This window comes from Lactobacillus johnsonii ATCC 33200 (assembly GCF_000159355.1).
Classification (GTDB): Bacteria; Bacillota; Bacilli; order Lactobacillales; family Lactobacillaceae; genus Lactobacillus; species Lactobacillus johnsonii.
The window spans coordinates 1-531 of sequence record NZ_GG670132.1; the positions used below are offsets into that span (position 1 = coordinate 1).

Annotated in this window: 1 protein-coding gene; it reads right to left on the reverse strand. The window is 26.2% G+C overall.

Features of this window, described 5'->3' with window-relative positions; genetic code table 11:
* Positions 1 to 531: restriction endonuclease subunit S (locus HMPREF0528_RS08740; protein ID WP_004896661.1), on the reverse strand; the 531-nt coding region annotated here is incomplete at both ends.

The window sequence follows — 531 nt, forward strand, 5'->3', positions numbered from 1 at the left end:
AATTAGTTCATCTAAATGTTCAATTTCTTTAGTTTGCTTTTTTATTATTTTTGCAATTTTATCTAAGATACTTACTATTTTTCCTTGACTTTCTAAGTTTGGATTTATTTTAACCTTAAAATTTCCTAACTGTGTTTTATTAACTATAGGAACAACTGCTGAATTTGCAAGTGCATTTAACCTTGGTTGTGAAAATAAAAGCACATATGCTAAATACCTAATATTGATTTTATAGTTAGGTATTATTGCATTTATTTGCTGATTAAACGCGACTTTTTTATCTGAGATGATTCCTATTCTTCCAATATTTCCAATGCATGTTATAAGAATTGTGTTTCTATCTACAATTCTTGCTTTTGAACTTGCAGAATTAGATATATATTCATTAGAAGTAGTAATACTATCTATACCACTTCCAATAACATCTGGCTTTATAAAGCATATATCTTTAGAATTCCAATAATTCTTATTTTTCTTACTAGGAGTATTTCCTGTAACAATTTTGCTTATCTCTTTTAATGAAACTTCCAT